General features: G+C 68.6%; 1 pseudogene. It reads right to left on the bottom strand.

Annotated features, from left to right (window positions below):
• Positions 1–509: pseudogene (locus tag ACNOHI_RS25665) on the bottom strand (glyoxylate carboligase); the annotation flags it as partial.

A 509-nucleotide genomic window follows, 5' to 3' on the forward strand; every position in this document is an offset into this window, starting at 1 on the left:
ATCGGTTGCCGATGCCGAACACGAAGTCCGACGCCAGCAGCGTGGCGTTGCCGTAGCGGTGCGACGTCTGCAGGCCGACCATGCCGGCGTTGAGCGGGTGGTCGTCGGCGAGCACGCCCCAGCCCATCAGGGTCGGGACGACGGGCACGTTCACCAGCTCGGCAAACTCGACCATCAGCTTGGCCGCATCAGCGTTGATCACGCCGCCGCCGCACACCAGCAGCGGGCGCTCGGCCTGGCACAGCATCTCGATGGCGCGCTCGGCTTGGGCACGCGTGGCCGCGGGCTTGTAGACCGGCAGCGGGCTGTAGGTGGCGGGGTCAAATTCAATCTCGGCGACTTGCACGTCGAACGGCAGGTCGATCAGCACCGGGCCCGGACGACCCGAGCGCATCAGGTGGAACGCCTGCTGGAACACGCGCGGCACCAGCGCCGGCTCACGCACGGTGACGGCCCACTTGGTGACCGGCTTGGCGATCGACTCGATGTCGACGGCCTGGAAGTCTTCC

Source organism: Noviherbaspirillum sp. ST9 (assembly GCF_048799745.1).
In the GTDB taxonomy this organism is placed as follows: domain Bacteria; phylum Pseudomonadota; class Gammaproteobacteria; order Burkholderiales; family Burkholderiaceae_D; genus Noviherbaspirillum.